14 protein-coding genes, 1 riboswitch and 1 other annotated feature are annotated in these 14,748 nt (G+C 45.0%); of the genes, 4 read left to right on the top strand and 10 right to left on the bottom strand.

Annotated elements, in window-relative coordinates; genetic code table 11:
• Window positions 1–22: 22 nt before the first annotated feature.
• Window positions 23–1,408, bottom strand: a complete 1,386-nt coding sequence (gene cysS / locus BCT81_RS05135) for a cysteine--tRNA ligase (protein ID WP_102423430.1) — start codon at window positions 1,406–1,408, stop codon at window positions 23–25.
• Window positions 1,409–1,597: 189 nt separating this feature from the next.
• On the opposite strand from cysS, the gene BCT81_RS05130 reads away from it, so the two are divergent.
• From BCT81_RS05130 to BCT81_RS05115, 4 genes are all read left to right on the top strand, one after another.
• Window positions 1,598–2,092: a peptidylprolyl isomerase gene (locus tag BCT81_RS05130; protein WP_004742032.1), complete on the top strand. Its 495-nt coding sequence runs from the start codon at window positions 1,598–1,600 to the stop codon at window positions 2,090–2,092.
• An 80-nt stretch (window positions 2,093–2,172) separates the two neighbouring features.
• Window positions 2,173–2,919, top strand: a complete 747-nt coding sequence (gene lpxH / locus BCT81_RS05125) for a UDP-2,3-diacylglucosamine diphosphatase (protein ID WP_102423429.1) — start codon at window positions 2,173–2,175, stop codon at window positions 2,917–2,919.
• Window positions 2,920–3,030: 111 nt separating this feature from the next.
• A complete protein-coding gene (locus tag BCT81_RS05120) occupies window positions 3,031–4,242 on the top strand; it encodes an EAL domain-containing protein (protein WP_061031754.1) in 1,212 nt (403 codons plus the stop codon).
• 116 nt (window positions 4,243–4,358) lie between these two features.
• On the top strand, window positions 4,359–4,868 hold the full coding sequence (locus BCT81_RS05115; RefSeq protein WP_102423428.1) for a YchJ family protein: 510 nt from the start codon (window positions 4,359–4,361) through the stop codon (window positions 4,866–4,868).
• 170 nt (window positions 4,869–5,038) lie between these two features.
• Here the strand turns inward: BCT81_RS05115 and hisIE are convergent, their stop codons facing one another.
• From hisIE to BCT81_RS05070, 9 genes are all read right to left on the bottom strand, one after another.
• Window positions 5,039–5,674: a bifunctional phosphoribosyl-AMP cyclohydrolase/phosphoribosyl-ATP diphosphatase HisIE gene (gene hisIE, locus BCT81_RS05110; protein ID WP_102423427.1), complete on the bottom strand. Its 636-nt coding sequence runs from the start codon at window positions 5,672–5,674 to the stop codon at window positions 5,039–5,041.
• Window positions 5,671–6,444, bottom strand: coding sequence for an imidazole glycerol phosphate synthase subunit HisF (gene hisF / locus BCT81_RS05105; RefSeq protein ID WP_102423426.1), 774 nt, complete (start codon window positions 6,442–6,444; stop codon window positions 5,671–5,673). Before hisF ends, hisIE begins: the two co-directional genes overlap by 4 nt.
• Window positions 6,426–7,163, bottom strand: coding sequence for a 1-(5-phosphoribosyl)-5-[(5-phosphoribosylamino)methylideneamino]imidazole-4-carboxamide isomerase (gene hisA, locus BCT81_RS05100; RefSeq protein WP_102423425.1), 738 nt, complete (start codon window positions 7,161–7,163; stop codon window positions 6,426–6,428). Before hisA ends, hisF begins: the two co-directional genes overlap by 19 nt.
• Window positions 7,164–7,206: 43 nt before the next feature.
• Window positions 7,207–7,821 (bottom strand): imidazole glycerol phosphate synthase subunit HisH, encoded by a 615-nt coding sequence (gene hisH, locus BCT81_RS05095; RefSeq protein ID WP_102423424.1) that lies wholly within the window; start codon window positions 7,819–7,821, stop codon window positions 7,207–7,209.
• 9 nt (window positions 7,822–7,830) lie between these two features.
• Window positions 7,831–8,919, bottom strand: coding sequence for a bifunctional histidinol-phosphatase/imidazoleglycerol-phosphate dehydratase HisB (hisB, locus tag BCT81_RS05090; RefSeq protein ID WP_102423423.1), 1,089 nt, complete (start codon window positions 8,917–8,919; stop codon window positions 7,831–7,833).
• Window positions 8,920–9,051: 132 nt separating this feature from the next.
• Window positions 9,052–10,092, bottom strand: coding sequence for a histidinol-phosphate transaminase (gene hisC / locus BCT81_RS05085; protein ID WP_061031759.1), 1,041 nt, complete (start codon window positions 10,090–10,092; stop codon window positions 9,052–9,054).
• 9 nt (window positions 10,093–10,101) lie between these two features.
• The gene (gene hisD / locus BCT81_RS05080; protein ID WP_102423422.1) at window positions 10,102–11,403 is read right to left on the bottom strand and encodes a histidinol dehydrogenase; all 1,302 of its coding nucleotides are present in this window, start codon (window positions 11,401–11,403) and stop codon (window positions 10,102–10,104) included.
• The gene (gene hisG / locus BCT81_RS05075; protein ID WP_061031761.1) at window positions 11,403–12,299 is read right to left on the bottom strand and encodes an ATP phosphoribosyltransferase; all 897 of its coding nucleotides are present in this window, start codon (window positions 12,297–12,299) and stop codon (window positions 11,403–11,405) included. Before hisG ends, hisD begins: the two co-directional genes overlap by 1 nt.
• A 53-nt stretch (window positions 12,300–12,352) precedes the next feature.
• Window positions 12,353–12,489, bottom strand: a sequence feature (His leader region).
• Window positions 12,490–12,679: 190 nt separating this feature from the next.
• A complete protein-coding gene (locus BCT81_RS05070; protein ID WP_102423421.1) occupies window positions 12,680–14,272 on the bottom strand; it encodes a Na+/H+ antiporter NhaC family protein in 1,593 nt (530 codons plus the stop codon).
• A gap of 112 nt (window positions 14,273–14,384) precedes the next feature.
• Window positions 14,385–14,562: riboswitch (Lysine riboswitch) on the bottom strand.
• Window positions 14,563–14,748: the final 186 nt, after the last annotated feature.

Genomic DNA, 14,748 nt, shown 5'->3' with positions numbered 1-14,748 from the left:
AAATCAGCCCTTTTTTATAAGATTACTTACGACGCCAAGTCGTACCTTCTGGGCCGTCTTCCAGAACGATGCCTAACTCGTTTAACTTATCACGAGCAAGATCGGCATTTGCCCAATCTTTTGAAGCACGAGAGTCGTTACGCAGTTTGATCAGAGCTTCGATTTCAGCCACTTCGTCATCATTACCCGCTGCATCACCTTGTAGGAATGCTTCTGGATCTTGGTGAAGAATACCGATGATGTCCGCTAGTTCACGCATCAACGCACCAAGTCCACTCGCCTTTTCAATGCTTTCTGTCTTGATACGGTTGATTTCACGAGCCATTTCAAACAGCACTGAGTATGCTTCTGGCGTATTGAAGTCATCGTTCATTGCTGTAGAGAAACGAGTTACGTACTCTTCACCACCAGCAGGTGCAGCAGTAAGGTCTAGGCCACGAAGTGACGTATATAGGCGCTCAAGCGATGCACGAGCTTGGTTTAGGTTGTCTTCGCTGTAGTTTAGCTGGCTACGGTAGTGACCAGACATTAGGAAGTAGCGAACCGTTTCCGCATCGTAGTGTGCCAGTACATCACGAATAGTGAAGAAGTTACCTAGAGACTTAGACATCTTCTCTCTGTCTACCATCACCATGCCACTGTGCATCCATGTGTTTACATAGTCAGTACCATGTGCACAGCAAGATTGTGCGATTTCGTTCTCGTGGTGTGGGAACTGCAGATCCGAACCGCCACCGTGGATATCGAAGTGATTACCAAGGATTGATGAGTTCATTGCAGAACATTCGATGTGCCAGCCTGGACGACCTGGGCCCCATGGTGATTCCCATGTTGGTTCACCCGGCTTAGACATTTTCCAAACCACGAAATCTAACGGGCTACGTTTTGCAGAGTCAACATCAACACGAGCACCAGCTTGAAGCTGATCGAGGTCTTGCTTGGAAAGCTTGCCGTATTCGTCAAACTTCTTAACTTCAAACATTACATCGCCGTTGCTTGCTACATAAGCAAAACCACGTTCAATCAGCTTTTCTACAAGCTCAATGATTTCAGTAATGAATTCCGTCGCACGAGGCTCAACGTCTGGACGCTTCATGTTCAACGCATCGAAGTCAGCGTGCATTTCACCGATTAAGCGCTCAGTCAGAGAATCGCAAGACTCACCGTTTTCGTTCGCACGCTTAATGATTTTGTCGTCGATGTCCGTGATGTTACGAACGAAGTTCAAATCGTAACCAAGGTAACGAAGGTAGCGAGTTACTACGTCGAAAGAAACGAACGTACGACCATGACCAATATGACAGAGATCGTATATGGTTACCCCACAGACATACATGCCGACTTTGCCAGCTGTAATTGGTTTGAATTCCTCTTTCTGTCTTGTGAGCGTGTTATATATCTTTAGCATGATCTCTATCTATTTTATGGATTAATCAAAATAAGCCCGCAGTATAACAAGTCATACCTTAATAGGTAATACCTTTCACCACCAAATCGGCTAAACTCCTTGTTATCTATTGACGATTTCGTATTTTGAAACTCAATCAAACTAGGCTAGAATCGCCTTTCATATTAAAAATACAGTAAGGTAACAATCATGATCATCCTTCACACAAATTTTGGTGACATCAAAGTTCAACTAAACGAAGAAAAAGCACCAGAAACAAGCGCAAACTTCCTACAGTATTGCCGTGACGGTTTCTACGACAACACACTATTCCACCGTGTTATCGATGGTTTCATGATTCAAGGCGGCGGTATGACTTCTGGCCTTAAAGAAAAAGCGACTCGCGCAACTATCAAGAACGAAGCAAATAACGGCCTAGCGAACAAAGTTGGTACGCTAGCTATGGCTCGTACTATGGAACCGCATTCAGCGAGCTCTCAGTTCTTCATCAACGTAAACGACAACTCTTTCCTTAACTTCCGTAGCGAAAGCCTAGACGGTTGGGGTTACTGTGTATTCGCAGAAGTTGTAGAAGGCATGGACGTAGTAAACAAGATCAAAGGTGTTAGCACTGGTTCTATGGGTATGCACCAAGACGTACCACTAGAAGAAGTGATCATCACTGGTACAACAATCGAAGCTTAATTTAGCCTTCGATTCGTATTCACCATTGATACATCAATAATTAGGACAAGGGAGCACTCGCTCCCTTTTTTTCAAACTGTATGAAAACATATTTTATCTCAGACCTGCACCTTGCTCCGTCACGACAAGACATCACGGACTGCTTCCTAACCTTCATGAAAAATGAAGCGGTAGAAGCCGATGCACTCTACGTGTTAGGCGACCTTTTCGAGTTCTGGATTGGTGACGACGACAAGAGCGAGTTCGCGACTTCTATTCGCCAAGCGTTTATCGATTTGGTGAAAACAGGCGTACCCTGTTACTTCACGCAAGGTAACCGTGACTTTTTGGTCGGTAAAAGATTTGCAAAACAGACTGGTGTGCAGCTTCTAGACGAAGTGACAACTATCGATATCTACGGACAAAAAGCCGTGGTACTGCATGGCGACACTCTATGCACTGAAGATGTCAAATACCTCGCCTTCCGTGAAAAAGTCCATCAACCTTGGCTACAGTGGATCTTCAACAGAATCCCATTCTTCATTAAAAAGAAGATCGTCTCTAAGGTTCAGTCAGATATTAAAGATGACAAACAGACCAAATCTTTGGACATCATGGACGTGACACAGCAAGAGGTCGAAAACGTGATGGCGAAAAACAGTGTCGACCTTATGATCCACGGTCATACACATCGGCCGGATGTCCATACTTTTGGTGCTAACAATTGCACTAAAACACGTATCGTACTTGGTGATTGGTATACACAAGGTTCCGTGCTGGTCTTTACTCCACAAAGTTTTGAACTACAGAATCGAGCGTTTAGCAACAGCTTTCAACAACAGTCTTAAACTTTCAGTTTGATTGTTATAGTGGGTCAGAGTTTCTTCGATTGTGTATGGTAATTTCTAGCAAATTAGCTATTATCTCTCTATCAGAAATAAACCGAACACAGTACCAAGTTGAAATATTCATACGTAGCGCGTCAACCCATACTCGATGCAGATAAGAAAACCATAGGTTACGAGTTGCTATTCAGGGATGGTCCTAAGAACACTTTCCCTGAAGTAGAACCGGAGCTCGCTACAAGCCGTTTGCTATCTGACCATTTCTTATCGACCCACTACAATACATTGGGTGATAAGCTGGGTTTCGTTAATTTCCCCTATGCAAGCCTGATCAACTTAGTCCCGACTCTGTTCCCCAAAGAAAGTTTAGTCGTTGAGGTTCTTGAAGACTGCGAACCGACCGATGAGTTACTTGAAGCAATTAAGACTATCTATGATGCGGGCTATACCATCGCGCTGGATGACTTTGTTCCAAGTAAGGCGTGGAAGCGCTTCTTACCTTACGTATCGATTATCAAATTCGACATCCGTCTGATCTCTATCGAAAAAGCCTCAATATTTATGAGCTCTATGCAAGGGCTAGATATCAAGTTTCTTGCCGAGAAAGTAGAGACTTACGAAGAATATCAGCAAGCAAACAAAGCCGGTTTCAGTTACTTCCAAGGGTATTTCTTCAGCAAACCTGAAATGATCCAGACTCGCGCTCTAAACCCCGCTTTTCTGACCATCGTTCAGCTACTGAAAGAGATAGCCAACGATCCTATCGATTTTGGTGAAGTAGAACGACTGATCACGTTAGACGTGACGCTTTCCTATAAGCTACTAACCTATGTAAACTCAGCAGGTGGTTCAGCAACCACCATCCGCTCATTCCGCCAAGCTCTGGTTTATTTAGGCGAACAGAAACTGCGTAAATTTGTATCTCTCGTAGCGATAGCATCGGCAAAAGAAGACAAACCAGATTCACTTTATGGCTTAGCGGTGATTCGCGCTCGTCAATGCGAACTGCTAGTCGAAAAAATGAACGTGAAGGTTGAGCCCGGACAAGCTTTCTTAACTGGTATGTTCTCGTTATTGGATTCATTATTTGATCAACCGTTAAAGCAAGTGCTGGATTCAGTACCAATTGACGAAGAGATAAAACAAGCACTAATACTACGCAAAGGTGTATTAGGCGCGGTCTTGGCCATGGTGGTCGCTTATGAGCAAGCTCGATGGGATGAAGCAACTCGTATTCGTAACCTCCTCAAACTCAGTGAGGCTCAACTCGGCCTTGCCTATGATGAAGCGACGGCTTGGGCTCAAGATTTATTAGCTCCCGCCTAAACATCACGAATCTACTTAAATTAAAACTACACTTTGGTGAGCTTTAGTTTCTTGTTAAACTCCAACGCATTCATTTATGGCCTCTTACTCAGAGGCCATTTTTACAGGATTTGACTATGTCTTTATGCCCATGTGGTAGCAACAATACTTACCCAAAGTGCTGTGAATCAGCACACCTTGATCACAGCTCAGTAGAAACGCCTGAGCAGTTGATGCGCTCTCGTTATTCCGCGCATGTTTTAGGATTGGTCGATTATGTGGTTGCTACCTATCATCCTAGCTGCAATGCCGAAGAACAAAGAGAAGGCATTGCAGATTCGATCAACAGTGATTGGGCTGGCCTAGAAATTATCGACACTGCTGCCGGTTCCCACGAAAACGAGGGCTTTGTTGAGTTTAAAGCTTATTTCAATGAAGACGGCGCACAATACTGTATGCAAGAACGCTCTCGTTTTGTTCGTGAAAACGGCCTTTGGTTCTATATCGATGGTGAGTTCCCAGAACAAAGCCAACCTGAGCCTGAGATTGACCCTCGCCTAAACCAAACCGTCGAAAGCTTTAAGATCGGCCGCAATGACCCGTGTATTTGTGGCAGCGGTAAGAAATACAAGAAGTGCTGCAGCTAACTCGTACGCATAGGAAGTCAGATTAGAAGAAGAGATTCCTGATGTCGCTTAGGCTCCTCGGAATGACGAGGCCTAAAAATAAGAGACACACAGGATAGAACGATAAAAAAGCCCCGTAAACATAGTTGTTTATGGGGCTTTTGCTTATCTAGATGTATCCCAAAGATAGATTACTTATGGCGCTCTTTTAGCTTATTCACCACATCGTTCATCGATAGACCTTGGTCTTGCAATAGAACCATTAGGTGATAGATCAAGTCTGCTGATTCACAGACTAGCTCCGCCTTATCGCCCGACGTCGCCGCAAGCGCGACTTCAACGCCTTCTTCGCCCACTTTTTGCGATATACGCTTGGTGCCACGGGCATATAAGCTGGCAGTGTAAGAAGAGTCAGGATCTGCGTCCTTGCGGGCAGCCAGTAGCTGCTCAAGTTGATGAAGCCACACCATATGAGACTCTTCCTGTGGATCCGAATCCCAACATGTTGTCGTACCCAAGTGACACGTAGGGCCGATTGGGTTCACTTTGACTAGCAAGGTATCGTTGTCGCAGTCCAGTGACATATTCACCAGTTGCAGAACATTTCCTGAAGTCTCACCTTTAGTCCAAAGGCGCTCTTTAGTACGAGAGAAGAAGGTCACTTGACCTGTTTCGCCCGTCTTTGCTAACGCATCTTGGTTCATGTAACCCATCATCAGCACTTGGCTTGACTGGAAATCTTGTACAATCGCAGGAACGAGACCGTCGACTTTATCCCAATTGATACGTTCAGCTAGCGTATTTACTTCTGTCGCTGCAAAACTCATAGACGCACCTCTACACCTTGTTGTTTTAGATACTGCTTTAACTCACCAATATTTATGACTTGTTTGTGGAATACCGAAGCCGCAAGCGCTCCATCCACATTAGTTTTGTTGTACGCTTCTGCGAAGTGCTCCATTGCACCTGCTCCACCCGAAGCAATCAATGGAACGTTACATACTTCACGTACCATGTTGAGCTGTTCAAGGTCATAGCCGTTGCGAACACCATCTTGGTTCATCATGTTCAACACAATTTCACCAGCGCCACGTTTCTGTACTTCCTGCACCCAATCTTTGGTTTCCCATTTAGTTGCTTTAGTACGCGCTTCATCGCCCGTGAATTGATAAACCTGGTACTTACCGGTCTCTTTATCAAAGTATGAGTCGATGCCAACAACGATACACTGTACGCCGAACTTATCAGCAAGATCAGTAATCAGTTGTGGATTAGCCAGTGCTGGCGAGTTGATGGATACTTTATCAGCTCCAAACTCTAGAATGCGCGCTGCATCTTCTGCTGATTTAATACCACCAGCGACACAGAAAGGAATATCGATCACTTCAGCGACACGCTTTACCCAACTCTTGTCGACAACACGGCCATCGCTTGATGCCGTGATATCGTAAAATACTAATTCATCCGCGCCCTCTTCTGCGTAGCGCTGTGCTAGCGGAACGATGTCGCCAATGATTTCGTGGTTACGGAACTGAACGCCCTTTACCACTTGTCCGTCACGGACATCCAAACAAGGGATTATTCGCTTTGCCAACATGCAAACGCCTCCTCTGCGGTGAACTTACCATCAAGTAGCGCACGTCCCACAATCACACCAGCCACACCGCTACCTTTTAGAGCTTCGATGTCCGCTAGGCTGCCAATGCCGCCTGATGATTGGAATTGAACCTGCGGGTACTGCTTACAAAGATCCACGTAAAGCTCTACGTTTGATCCTTCTAGCGTGCCATCACGAGAGATATCAGTACACAGCACGTGCTTAAGACCAACGGTTAGGTAATCTTCAATCAACGCTTCAATGGTCACGCCTGAATCTTCCTGCCAACCTGAAATCGCCACTTTGCGAGTGCCGTTTTCGTCAATGTTGATGTCCAAAGCAAGAACAATTTTTTCAGCTCCGTACTTTTCCATCCAACCTTTAACAAGCTCAGGCTGCTTCACTGCTGTTGAACCAACAACAACACGTTGTGCACCGGCTTCAAGTAGGTCAATCACATCTTGCTCATTACGTACACCACCACCAATTTGAATATTAGCCGGCGTGCTATCAAGTAGCTTCGCGATCAGGTCTAACTGGCGAGCAGTGGTGTCTTTTGCGCCTGTTAAATCAACAAGATGCAGCCAGCCAGCACCAGCTTGGTGATATAGGTTGAACTGCTCTGCTGGGTTTACTTTGTATTCTGTTACTTGACCGTAGTCCCCTTGGAATAAGCGGACTACTTGACCTTCAATTAAATCTAATGCGGGAATAATCATTTACATTCCTTATATGGCAACGTTAGCCGCTGCCTAATCCTTATTACAATTCCAAGAAGTTCTGAATCAGCTTAGAACCAGCTTTTGATGAGCGTTCTGGGTGGAACTGAACACCATAATAGTTACCGCTTTGCACCGCTGCGGTAAACGGATTACCGTAATCACATTGTGCGATAGTGTAGTCACCTACTGGCATTGCGAAGCTGTGAACGAAGTAAAAATACTCGCCTTCTTCAATGTCTTTAAATAGAGGGTGATTCGGTGTTGCAGTGACTGTATTCCAACCCATGTGTGGCAGTGGTAAATCGCCCGTATCCAATAAACGAACTTCACCCTCACACAAACCTAAACATTCAACTAGCTCGTCGGCCTTTTGGCCTTTTTCTTGAGATAACTTACCAAGAAGCTGCATGCCCAAACAAATACCAAGCAGAGGCTTCTCTACTTGCTTTACAAGAGCAACAAGGTCGCGCTCTTGTAAGTTCTTCATTGCTTCACTTGCTGTACCTACACCTGGTAGGAATAGCTTGTCGGCTGCAAGAACCACTTCAGGCTCTTTTGAAATCTCAACGGTGTAGCCCAGACGTTCAATCGCAAATTTAACCGATGAGACGTTGGCACAACCAGTATCAATAATAACTACTTTCTGCTCTTTCATACCGATTCCTTACAGAACGCCTTTGCTGCTCGGTAACTCGTTACCTTCAACTTTGATAGCTTGGCGCAGAGTACGACCAAATGCTTTGAATAGGCTCTCAATGATGTGGTGATCATTATTGCCAGCAGAAGAAAGGTGTAGCGTACAAGCTAGCGTGTCAGTTAAAGAACGGAAGAAGTGAACCACCATTTCCGTTGACAGGTCACCCACTTGCTCACGGCTAAACTCTGCATCAAACTTCAGGTATGGACGGCCAGAGAGGTCTAGCGCACACTGAGCTAAACACTCATCCATTGGCAGGCTAAAGCCAAAGCGGCCAATGCCACGTTTGTCACCTAGCGCGTCTTTCAGAGCTTGGCCTAACGCAAGTGCTGTGTCTTCTACTGTGTGGTGATCATCAATGTACAGGTCGCCTTTCACGGTCAGGTTCATTTGGAAACCACCGTGTGTCGCGATTTGATCAAGCATGTGGTCAAAGAAACCCATGCCTGTATCGATCTTGTTGCCACCGGTTTCATCAAGGTTTACCGCTACCTTGATGTCAGTTTCTTTGGTGGTACGAACCACTTCAGCAACACGCGCGTTAACCGTCAGGTCTTTTACAATTTGTGGCCAGTTTAGCGTGCCTTCCGTTTCAGCATCTGGGCCATATTGAATACCGCGGATTGCCATGTTCTCTGCAAGTTGAAGATCCGTAACTCGATCGCCAATCACAACAGAGTGTTGGAAGTCGACTTTACCGCCCTGCAGATATTCTTTAACCATACCTAGCTTAGGCTTACGGCAAGAGCAATTGTCTTCGTCAAAGTGAGGACAAATAAGCACGTCATCAAACTTTACGCCTTGAGATTCGAAGAAATCCATCATCATATTGTGTGGCGCATCGAAATCTTCTTGTGGGTAGCTATCAGTACCAAGGCCATCTTGGTTAGTTACCATCACTAGACGGTAACCAGCATCTTGCAATGCAAGTAAGCTAGGAATCACTAGCGGTTCAAATTTTAGTTTGTCTAAACGGTCTACTTGGAAATCGACTGGCGGCTCAACAATTAAGGTGCCATCGCGGTCTATAAAAAGTATTTTCTGTTGTTTACTCACTTGAACTTCCTTTTAATTTTAAATCTGGTGGCCTAGCAAAAATCAAACGCTAACCCAAAATATTGGTTTCATTTGTCAGCCTATTATTCATCGAATAAAGGCTAACAAATATTATTACTGGCAAGCCTTTCGTTACTGATAAAAGTTACGAATGAATCCAAGTGTCTTTTCGCACTCTTCGCGATTACCAATACTAATTCGAACACAGTCTTCAATTGGCGAATTACGTAAGATAATGCCACTGTCCCATGCCGCTTTAAATAATTCGTCACCGTTCGGGAATTTAACCAAAAGGTAGTTACCCCAACCATCAAATACCGTAACGTTAGGCATCCCCATTAGGCCTGCCTGTAAGTATGCTCGGTTAGCGCTCAAGTCCAAAACCTGAAACTTTGCTCTTGCAAGACCTTGCTCTGAAAGTGCTTGAACCGCGATATCCGCAACAGGGATTGGCACTGGGTATGGCGCAATCACTTTCAACAATACATCGATAAGCTCTTGGTTCGCCAGCGTAAAGCCACAGCGTAGTCCAGCCAATGCAAAAGCTTTAGACAAGGTACGCAAAATCGCTAGATTCGGGTATTGCTCAAGTAAATCAACGGTTGACGCTTCTGGGCAGAAGTCGATGTACGCTTCATCCATCACCACAATCGCTTTGTCTTGAGTCATCTCAAGTAACTTGATGATGTCTTTGCGTTCAACCAAATTACCAGTCGGGTTATTTGGGCTACAAACAAACACCACTTTCACGTTGTCTAACTGAGCTTCAATCGCTGGAAGATCGAGTTGCCATTCAGCAGTTAGAGGTACAACTTTGCGCTCAACACCAATCGTCTCTGCGCTAATCGCGTACATACCATAGGTTGGTGGGCAGTAAAGAATAGCGTCTTCGTTCGGCTCACAAAAAGCACGAATCAGCAGTTCAATACCTTCATCGGCACCACGTGTTGTCAGAGTTTGATCTGATTTCACACCTGCATATTGAGCATAAGCATCAATCAACTCTTTAGGCTGACATTCGCTGTAGCGATTAAGACGAGACAAGCTTACGTTGTACTCGTTATCGAATGGGGATTCGTTGGCGTTTAACCAAACGTCACCCGTGCCGCCAATGCGTCTAGCAGACAAGTAAGGTGTAAGAGCCTGAACTTGTTTTCTCGCTAACTTTTCCATGCCCTGCCCTTATTTTGCTTGGTTTAACTTTTCAACTCGGATGGTCACAGCGCGTTTGTGTGCATCCAAGCCTTCGGCTTCCGCCATTGTTACTACAGTCGGAGCTAGACCTTTTAAGCCATCGGCTGTCAGTTCTTGCACCGTCATACGTTTAGAGAAATCGGCTAAACCAAGGCTAGAATACGTCTTTGTGTAACCGTAGGTCGGCAATACGTGGTTAGTACCAGAGGCATAATCACCTGCAGATTCTGGAGACCAGTCACCAAGGAAAATAGAGCCTGCATTATCTAGCAATGTCAGCAATTCTCGTGGATTCTTGGTTTGAACGATCAAGTGTTCAGGACCGTAGAAGTTCGAAATCGCAATCGCTTGAGTGATAGATTCAGCAATGATAATTAGGCTTGATGCCAACGCTTGCTGAGCGATACTCGCACGAGACAGTTCTTTCAATTGTTTTTGAACGGCTTCGGTTACTTGATCTGCAATCAATGGCGATGGTGTTACCAACACCACTTGCGAGTCAGGTCCGTGCTCCGCTTGGCTCAACAAGTCAGCCGCAATGAAGTCTGCGTCTGCCGTTTCATCAGCAATCACTAACACTTCTGATGGACCAGCTGGCATATCAATCGCCGCGCCACGGAAGTCGTTGCTCACTTGGCGTTTCGCTTCAGTTACGAAGGCATTACCTGGGCCGAAAATCTTATCGACTTTAGCAACGCTTTCCGTACCGTAAGCCATCGCAGCAACCGCTTGACCACCACCAACGTTGTAAACCTCATCGATCTTACAAAGCTTAGCGACGTACAAAATTTCGTCAGCGATTGGCGGAGGCGAACAAAGCACAACCTTACGACAACCTGCGATTTGAGCGGGAACACCTAACATAAGAACCGTTGACGGAAGCGGCGCACTGCCACCAGGGATGTACAGACCAACCGTGTTAATTGCACGTGTCACTTGCTCACACACAACACCTGGTTGCGTCTCAACCTTAATTGGCTGGGGTTTCTGAGCTTCATGGAACTTAGCAATATTGCTGTAAGCTTGTTCTAACGCCTGCTTCATTTCTGGAGTTAGACGAGCGCTCGCTTCTTCAATCTCATCTGAACTTACTCGAATTGATTTTGGAGTCACGCGGTCAAACTTCTCAGTCAGTTCTTTAAGCGCTGCATCGCCCTCATTTCGTACTTTTGCAATAACATCAGAAACTGTCGCTGTGATGTTTGCACCTTCAGTAATAGCGGGACGCTCTAATACCGAGTCTTGCTGTGATTCACTTAAAGATTGCCAAACAACGGTTCTCATCGTCATTACCCCATCATTTTTTCGATTGGTAGTACTAGAATTGAGCTTGCGCCTAACTCTTTCAGCTGTTCCATCGTTTCCCAGAACAAGTTCTCGGTACTTACTAGGTGAACTGCAACTTTATCTTTGTCCGTTGATAGTGGAAGAACCGTTGGATCTTCAGCGCCAGGCAGTAGTGCTTTGATTTGCTCCAGCTGAGAAGTTGGCGCGTGTAGCATGATGTACTTCGACTCTTTCGCTTGTTGAACACCCTGCATACGAGTCAGTAGTTTTTCAATCAATGCTGTTTTGTCTGCGTCGAATTCACCAGTACGTTGAATCAAGGTCGCTTTAGATTGGAAAATCACTTCCGCTTCTTTTAGGCCGTTTGCTTCTAGCGTCGCACCAGTAGAAACCAAGTCCGCGATTGCGTCTGCAAGGCCAGCGCGAGGAGCTACTTCAACCGAGCCTGTTAGCATACAAGTGCTGAAATCAACACCCTGCTCGTCCATGTAGGCTTTAAGTAGTTGTGGGTAGGTTGTTGCAATACGCTTGCCCGCTAGATCTTGTGGGCCGTTGTACTCTTCATCTTTGTTAATTGCGATAGATAAACGGCAGCCACCGAAATCTAGACGACGTAGTGTTTCGAACTCTGCAGGCTCTTTAAGAGCAAGGCGATCTAGACGAACTTCTTCAAGCTCATTTTCACCGATAAAACCAAGGTCAACCACACCATCCATGATGAGACCTGGGATGTCGTCATCACGAACTAATAACAAGTCGATTGGCATATTTAGTGAATGAACGACTAGGCGCTCACCCATGATGTTAAATTTAACACCACATTTTTTTAGTAGGTCTTGGCACTCTTTACTTAGGCGACCTTTCTTTTGAATTGCGATTCTTAGGCGTTGTGTCTGCATTGCTGTATCCCTGTGCAAATATTTGAATTTATTGATTATTTAAAAGCGCTAAAACTAAAAAACCCTCGGAAGACTCTGTCATCCCGAGGGTTTAAATCTAAATTCTTTTGACTTAACCTCCGGGAGTAACCTTGCTCCCGGGTATACGTAAATCTCCCCGAAAGACTAGATAGGGTGATGATGGTGATGAATGTTCATTACTAATTTACGCATACTTATCAGCTCTTAGGTTGTTTGCTGTCTTGTATCCACACTAACCAAGGTAAGATCCTTTTTCAACCATTAATTCGAACTTTTTTCACGAAACTTAAAATTAAATTAACAGGCACAAAAAAGGGAGGCTAACGCCTCCCTGATAGTTTACTGATTAACTTTCGTTTTTAGCTTTTGCATGTCGCCATTTTGCAGCGAGAGAAATAAGCCAGAGCAAAACACACAGCGACGAACGTTAGAGCTGCCGCGCTGAATGCGATACCGATAGAGGCTGTCATACCTAGGGTAATGAAGCCAATGCACGATACAAACGCTACTGATAGCGCGTATGGAAGCTGTGTTGATACGTGGTCGATGTGGTTGCAACGAGCACCTGTCGAAGACAGAATCGTTGTATCAGAGATTGGAGAACAGTGGTCACCAAACACAGCGCCCGCTAGAACCGCACTTAACATAGGAAGAATCAGTGCGATATCCGATGCTGCCGCCATATCACCCGCGATAGGTAGCATGATACCGAACGTACCCCATGAAGTACCGGTAGAGAAAGCCATGATGCCTGCAAGTAGGAACAGGATAACTGGTAGCCAGTGGTAATCAATGCTGCCTGTTACTAGAGAAGACAAGTACGTACCTGTTTTCATGTCACCGATTACAGAACCGATAGTCCAAGCGAACACAAGGATTAGGATAGCGCCAAACATAGAGCTCGCACCGATCCACATCGTTCTTGCGATGTCTGCCATAGATAGCTTCTGCTTAAATACAGTCGCTAGCGCAACAAGAAGACCGATGATGCCACCGTAAACAAGAGATTTACCAACATCTGTATTTTCGAATGCACCAAGTAGGTTAAACGCTTGACCATCAGCAGCTAACGCTTGACCGCCTGTGTAAAGCATTGCTGCAACTGTCGCTACGATCAATGAAACGATCGGCATGATTAGGTCAGAAACAGAACCGTTCTCGCTCTCTTCGATATCTAGCTCTTCGTTTAAATCGTGAGCTTGCTGGCTATCGTTGTCACCTTCAAAACCACGGCCTTGAGACGCTTCGATTTCGTGATCGCGCATCTTACCAACATCTAGACCAAACCATGCAACTGCAAATACCATAAGCAGTGCGAACACAGCGTAGAAGTTCATTGGAATAAGACGAACGTAAGCACCCAGTGCAGAATACTCAGTCACACCGTGTGTTACTAGGATGCCACCGATGATGGTAATGATGTAAGCACCCCAGCTAGAAGCGGGCATGATCACACACATTGGTGCAGCTGTAGAATCAAGAATATAAGCTAGCTTAGCGCGAGATACGTAGAAACGGTCTGTAACAGGACGAGAGATTGCACCCACTGCCAAGCTGTTGAAGTAATCATCAACAAAGATGAATACACCTAAGAATGCAGCAAGCAGTTTTGAACCACGCTTGCTCTTAACTCGAGATTGAGCCCACTCAGCGAATGCACGAGTACCTCCAGAAAGCGTTAATAGCGCTGTTGTCATTCCAAGAATAATTAGGAAAGCAATGATGCTCATGTTCCAAGTATTGATACCACCATCTTCGATGAAAACACCAGATGCTTTAGTAAATACGTAGCTAGCGGCATTACCTACTGAATAGTCAGCCAGTAAGATGGCACCCATAACGATACCGACACCCAAAGAAACCAATACACGGCGGGTAACAATAGCAAGACTTAAAGCCACAAGTGGCGGAAGCAAAGATAAAGGAGATGTTGCAAAATCTATTAAATTCATGATCTTCAAAAACCAGTTTTTTATTTGGCTAGAGATCTACTGCAGACAAACTTGATACGGCTGACCAAGTTCATGTTGAACTAAGCGAAAGGGAAGTGAACACTTCACCCAACCCTACAGTAGCGCTCCATAGTTTAAAATTAAGACTATGGCAGTGTTGTACCTATTGAGCACAACCCCAGCAAATTGCTTAGATATACAATTTACTTCGGCAATTACACCTTTCATTCCCGTTCATTGGCATCACCCCAACGAAAACTACTTTTTATAATTGCACCTCTACGTGCGACAACATTATTAACCAATCAAACAACAGTTTAACAAATGATTAACCAAATCATCGCATCAGGTAGCCGCAATTGTACCCATCAGGAGCAACAATGCAACATATCATTCCGAGAAAAGCAGCTTTTTATTTATGAACTAATCAACCTAAGCGTAGTCAACATAAGGTAATTACTCCACCAGTCACATAT

This window comes from Vibrio sp. 10N.261.52.A1, from assembly GCF_002876325.1.
Taxonomy (GTDB): domain Bacteria; phylum Pseudomonadota; class Gammaproteobacteria; order Enterobacterales; family Vibrionaceae; genus Vibrio; species Vibrio chagasii.
The sequence above is the reverse complement of the archived record's forward strand: the minus strand, read 5'-3'. Positions and strand labels throughout refer to the sequence as shown.

Excerpts from the sequence above, each read along its gene's own strand:
- hisC (WP_061031759.1), bottom strand. The coding sequence starts at position 10,092 with ATGGAAAAGTTAGCGAGAAAACAAGTTCAGGCTCTTACACCTTACTTG.
- hisF (WP_102423426.1), bottom strand. The coding sequence starts at position 6,444 with ATGTTGGCAAAGCGAATAATCCCTTGTTTGGATGTCCGTGACGGACAA.
- lpxH (WP_102423429.1), top strand. The coding sequence starts at position 2,173 with ATGAAAACATATTTTATCTCAGACCTGCACCTTGCTCCGTCACGACAA.
- hisG (WP_061031761.1), bottom strand. The coding sequence starts at position 12,299 with ATGCAGACACAACGCCTAAGAATCGCAATTCAAAAGAAAGGTCGCCTA.
- hisA (WP_102423425.1), bottom strand. The coding sequence starts at position 7,163 with ATGATTATTCCCGCATTAGATTTAATTGAAGGTCAAGTAGTCCGCTTA.
- hisIE (WP_102423427.1), bottom strand. The coding sequence starts at position 5,674 with ATGAGTTTTGCAGCGACAGAAGTAAATACGCTAGCTGAACGTATCAAT.
- cysS (WP_102423430.1), bottom strand. The coding sequence starts at position 1,408 with ATGCTAAAGATATATAACACGCTCACAAGACAGAAAGAGGAATTCAAA.
- BCT81_RS05130 (WP_004742032.1), top strand. The coding sequence starts at position 1,598 with ATGATCATCCTTCACACAAATTTTGGTGACATCAAAGTTCAACTAAAC.
- hisD (WP_102423422.1), bottom strand. The coding sequence starts at position 11,403 with ATGACGATGAGAACCGTTGTTTGGCAATCTTTAAGTGAATCACAGCAA.
- hisH (WP_102423424.1), bottom strand. The coding sequence starts at position 7,821 with ATGAAAGAGCAGAAAGTAGTTATTATTGATACTGGTTGTGCCAACGTC.
- BCT81_RS05070 (WP_102423421.1), bottom strand. The coding sequence starts at position 14,272 with ATGAATTTAATAGATTTTGCAACATCTCCTTTATCTTTGCTTCCGCCA.
- BCT81_RS05115 (WP_102423428.1), top strand. The coding sequence starts at position 4,359 with ATGTCTTTATGCCCATGTGGTAGCAACAATACTTACCCAAAGTGCTGT.